The sequence below is a fragment of the uncultured Anaerococcus sp. genome, assembly GCF_963510575.1.
In the GTDB taxonomy this organism is placed as follows: Bacteria; Bacillota; Clostridia; order Tissierellales; family Peptoniphilaceae; genus Anaerococcus.
In genome coordinates this window covers 1-4,866 of the sequence record NZ_CAUPFR010000115.1, presented here as the reverse complement: position 1 = coordinate 4,866, position 4,866 = coordinate 1, and the positions used below count along the sequence as shown (strand labels likewise).

Below are 4,866 nucleotides of genomic sequence, written 5' to 3'. Positions count from 1 at the left end.
ACATCACCGTATTGTCCAGAACCACCTGATTGTCTTACAAACTTACCTTGAGCTTCAGCTTCTTTGGTAATTGATTCTCTGTAAGCTACTTGTGGGTTACCGATGTTTGCTTCTACTTTGAATTCTCTTAAGAGTCTGTCTACGATGATTTCAAGGTGAAGCTCGCCCATTCCTGAGATAATTGTTTGACCTGTTTCTTCATCTGATCTTGTTTGGAAGGTTGGATCTTCTTCTGCAAGTTTTTGAAGACCGATGATCATCTTATCTTGGGATGCTCTTGTTTTTGGTTCGATAGCTACTGAGATTACTGGATCTGGGAATTCCATTTGTTCTAGGATAATTTGATTATCTTGGTCACATAGGGAATCACCTGTGGTTGTATCTTTAAGACCTAATAGAGCTACGATATCCCCTGCATAACCCATTGGGATTTCTTCTTGCTTATTAGAGTGCATTTGCATGATACGTCCAACTCTTTCTCTCTTGCCTTTTGTAGCATTGTAGATATATGAACCAGATTCGATTGTACCTGAGTAGATTCTAACGTAGATTAGCTTACCTACATATGGGTCAGTTACTACTTTAAATGCTAGGGCTGCTGTTGGCTCATCATCTCCAGGGTGTCTTTCGATAACAACATCTGGATCTTTAGGGTCAACACCGTCTATAGCTGGTACATCTACTGGGCTTGGCATGTAGTCAACAATGGCATCTAGTAGTGGTTGTACTCCCTTGTTTTTGTAGGCAGAACCTAGTAGACATGGGAATATTTTTTGTTCTATAGTTGCTTTTCTGATTGCTGTTTTGATTTCATCTTCAGTTACTGCTTCACCTTCTAGGTATTTCATCATGATTGTATCATCAACTTCTGATAATTCTTCAAGAAGGTTGTTTCTGTATTCTTCAGCTAAATCTTTTAGGTCTGCTGGGATTTCAGAATATTTTGGATGTGCTCCAAGGTCTTCAGATGAATATGTTACTGCTTGCATTGTTACAAGGTCTACAGCACCTTCAAAAGTTTGTTCAGCTCCTATTGGAATTTCAAGTGGAACTGCGTTTGCTTTTAGTTTATCTTTGATTGTATCAACTGCCATGAAGAAGTCTGCACCTGTAGCATCCATTTTGTTGATGAAACAAATTCTTGGGATGTTATATTTATCAGCTTGTCTCCAAACAGTTTCTGATTGTGGTTCTACACCACTTTTAGCATCGAATAGGGCTACTGCTGAGTCTAGTACCCTTAGAGATCTTTCTACCTCTACAGTAAAGTCAACGTGGCCTGGTGTATCGATAATATTAATTCTATGGTTTTTCCAAAATGCTGTTGTTGCAGCAGATCCTATTGTGATACCACGTTCTTTTTCTTGTTCCATGGAATCCATTACTGCTGTTCCATCGTGGGTATCTCCGATTTTATAAATTTTACCAGTGTAGTATAGGATTCTTTCTGTACAGGTAGTTTTACCTGCGTCTATGTGGGCCATAATTCCTATATTTCTGGTATCTTTAAGTGCAACCTGTCTAGGCATCTATCCCCCTAACTAATATCTAAAGTGCGCGAAAGCCTTGTTAGCTTCTGCTGCCCTATGCATCTCTTCTTTTCTTCTTACTGCGGCACCCGCATTGTTAGATGCATCGATAATTTCTTTAGAAAGTCTTTCAACCATAGTTTTTTCGCCTCTAAGACGAGCGAAATTTACTAACCATCTAAGGGCTAGTGTTTGTCTTCTTTCTGGTCTAACTTCCATTGGTACTTGGTAGTTTGCACCACCGATTCTTCTTGCCTTAACTTCTAGAGTTGGCATAATATTTTCCATCGCTTGGTGGAAAACTTCTATAGCGTCTTCGCCTTTGGTCTCTTGTACTATATCAAAAGCTTCATAAACTATTTTTGTAGCAAGGCCTTTTTTGCCATCTAGCATAACGTTGTTGATAAGCTTTGTTACCACTCTATCGTTATACTTAGCATCAGGCATTACCTCTCTTTTTGGTATATGTCCTTTTCTTGACACTTTTCTTCCCTCCTTTACCACTTATGTGTAATATCTTGAGTACTCGGTTTTAGCCGTTAAGTGTGCACATATACCTTTTATATAAATAGGCACATTATGCACTTATTTTCAACTAATTACTAGCCTCTTTTTGCTCCGTATTTAGATCTACCTTGTTTTCTTCCGTCAACACCTGCTGTATCTAGTGTACCTCTGATGATATGGTATCTAACACCTGGAAGGTCCTTTACCCTACCACCTCTAATTAGTACAACACTGTGTTCTTGAAGGTTGTGTCCAATACCTGGAATGTATGAAAGCACTTCAGCACCATTTGTAAGTCTAACTCTGGCAATCTTTCTTAAAGCTGAGTTTGGCTTTTTAGGTGTAACTGTTCTAACTGATGTACAAACCCCACGTTTTTGTGGTGATTGGTTAGGAGTTATTCTACTCTTAAGAGTATTGTAGTTATAACCTAAAGCTGGTGTATCTGATTTAGATTTTTCGCTCTTTCTACCTTTTCTAACAAGTTGATTAATTGTTGGCATAATGCACCTCCTATTCTTTAAAATTTAATAAATTGGCAATTCCTGCCAATCCTTAACTATCTTACACGCTTTGCTACCACTTGTCAAGTAAAATACCTATTTCTATAAAGATTTATCCTTGTTTGTGAAAAAAATTCTAACTTTTCCCTAAAGTTAGAAAATTTGTAAGAGTCCTCCCTATATTAACAAGGATTTTATTAAAAATTTTCGCAAAAATTATATATATTAAGTTTTTTTGGGTATAATTATAATGCTATGAAATTATAAGCAAATTTACAAATAATTAGGGGGAAAAAATGAATATTACATTTGCAGGAAATAAAATGACTCTTTTAGGAAACCAAGTTGAAGCTGGTCAAAAGGCTCCAGCTTTTAAGGCTACAAAAAATGACCTTTCTGAATTTAATTCAGAAGATTTAAAGGGTAAGGTTGTTGTTTATTCAGTAGCTCCATCTCTTGATACTAGCGTTTGTGCTATCCAAGCTAAGAAATTTAACCACGATGCCCTAGAGCTTTCTGATGATGTTGTTATAGTTACAATCACAGAAGACCTACCATTTGCCCAAGCTAGATTTTGCTCTAACGAAGATATAGCAAACCTAGAAATGGTTTCTGACTACAAAGAAAGAGAATTTGGTGAAAAATACGGATTCTTAATCGATGAATTAAAATTATTAGCTAGGGGTGTTGTTATAGTTGATAAAGCAGGTCAAATTGCTTATGTTGAATACGTTCCAGAAGTAACCAACGAAGTAAACTTTGACGCTGCCCTAGAAAAAGTTAAAGAATTAATCTAAGAAAAGCAAAAGCTGGAGGACTTTCCCCCAGCTTTTTGATTGCAAATTTTATTAAAATCGCCTAATATCCTTTTTAAAAATCTTTTAATTTATAGGATCTCTTTTTAATCCTAAAATAATACGATGTTGAAATAATGAGATTAAAAAGCCATCCAAGAGGCACTGAGTACCATACCATACCTATGCCAATTTTGTGGGCAAGGGTCATTGATAGGCTCACCCTGATAAATAAATTAACAATATTAGCAAAGGTAAAAACTCTCACATCCCCAAGCCCCCTAAGGACGCCATCCACACAGTGTTTGCTACCCACAAGGATAAAGAAAAATCCAATAAAGTTTAAGTAGGCAATGCCAGTTTCTATGGCAAGGCTTGAAGAAGCTTCATTCATAAAAAAGGCAATTATTGATGAGTAATACACCCTTAAAAAACCTAATATTACAACAGCATAAAGGCCAACCATGGTAAGTGATGCCCTAAGGCCCTTTCCTATCCTCTCCATTTTCCTTGCTCCGACATTTTGAGAAGTATAAGAAGAAACAGCATTGCCGAGGCTTGTAATTGGGACAATTATCAGACTTTCCACCCTCATAGCAGCGGAAAATCCCGCCAAGATTTCTACCCCAAAGGAATTTACAACCGACTGGACCAAAAGTTGGCCAATGGTAATAGTGGATTGTTGGACAATTGAAGGGATGGCGAGTTTTGAAACTAGACCCAATTCTTTTTTATCAAAAATTTTAGTATTTTCTGTCTTGATTGTCTTTATTTTCCTAATAAAAACAAAAAATGAAAGTACAGCCGAAAGGCTCTGAGCAAGTAGGGTCGCATAGGCAGCTCCAGCTAAGCCAAAACCCAAATCTCTCACGAAATACACATCCAAAATGACGTTCAAAACCGAAGAGAAAATCAAAAAATACAAGGGAATCTTTGATTCTCCAAGAGCTTGGTATAGGGCAGAAATGATGTTATACATAAACAAGAATGGCAGACCGTAAAAATAAATATTAAGGTACAAGACCGCCATGTCGAGGATTTGCTCAGGTGTTTGAAGAAGAGCCATGAGATTTTTAGAAAAAACCAAACCAAAGGCAGAAAGAGCCAAGGCAAGGACCAAAAATCCTATAATCGAAGTAAAAATCGCAGTCTTCATCCTTTTATAATTACGAGAACCAAAGTATCTTGCAATTAAAACCGAAGCGCCAGCTCCACCCCCAACGCCAATGCAAATAAAAATCGTAGTTAGGGCAAAACTTGCCCCAATAGAGGCAAGGGCGGCTTCGCCCACGTATTTACCAACCACAGCTGAATCGACTAGGGTATATATTTGTTGAAATAAAGACCCCACCACAATTGGCAAAGCAAACCTAGAAATAGCCTTAGATGGCGAGTCGTGTGTTAAATAATGATCCATAATTCATCCGTTTTTTCATCCAAACAATATATTATAAAAACCATAAAATACAAATTTATGTTAAAAATCTTCCCTAACTTAGGAAGATTTAATATATAAAAATATGGTTAGTAGCT

General features: G+C 37.1%; 5 protein-coding genes. 1 reads left to right on the top strand and 4 read right to left on the bottom strand.

From position 1 onward, the window contains the following. From fusA to rpsL, 3 genes are all read right to left on the bottom strand, one after another. On the bottom strand, nucleotides 1-1,529 hold a 1,529-nt coding region (fusA, locus tag RQ907_RS07630), incomplete at its 3' end, for an elongation factor G (RefSeq protein ID WP_311492777.1). A gap of 12 nt (nucleotides 1,530-1,541) precedes the next feature. Beyond that, on the bottom strand, nucleotides 1,542-2,012 hold the full coding sequence (gene rpsG, locus RQ907_RS07625) for a 30S ribosomal protein S7 (RefSeq protein WP_037328592.1): 471 nt from the start codon (nucleotides 2,010-2,012) through the stop codon (nucleotides 1,542-1,544). A gap of 119 nt (nucleotides 2,013-2,131) precedes the next feature. Further along, a complete protein-coding gene (gene rpsL / locus RQ907_RS07620; protein WP_004828284.1) occupies nucleotides 2,132-2,539 on the bottom strand; it encodes a 30S ribosomal protein S12 in 408 nt (135 codons plus the stop codon). Between the two features lie 296 nt (nucleotides 2,540-2,835). On the opposite strand from rpsL, the gene tpx reads away from it, so the two are divergent. Further along, nucleotides 2,836-3,336 carry a thiol peroxidase gene (gene tpx / locus RQ907_RS07615; protein ID WP_311492776.1) on the top strand — a complete coding sequence of 167 codons (501 nt, stop codon included), beginning with the start codon at nucleotides 2,836-2,838 and terminating at the stop codon, nucleotides 3,334-3,336. A 73-nt stretch (nucleotides 3,337-3,409) separates the two neighbouring features. On the opposite strand, the gene RQ907_RS07610 is transcribed toward tpx, so the two are convergent. Further along, nucleotides 3,410-4,750: an MATE family efflux transporter gene (locus RQ907_RS07610; RefSeq protein WP_311492775.1), complete on the bottom strand. Its 1,341-nt coding sequence runs from the start codon at nucleotides 4,748-4,750 to the stop codon at nucleotides 3,410-3,412. Nucleotides 4,751-4,866 lie beyond the last annotated feature (116 nt).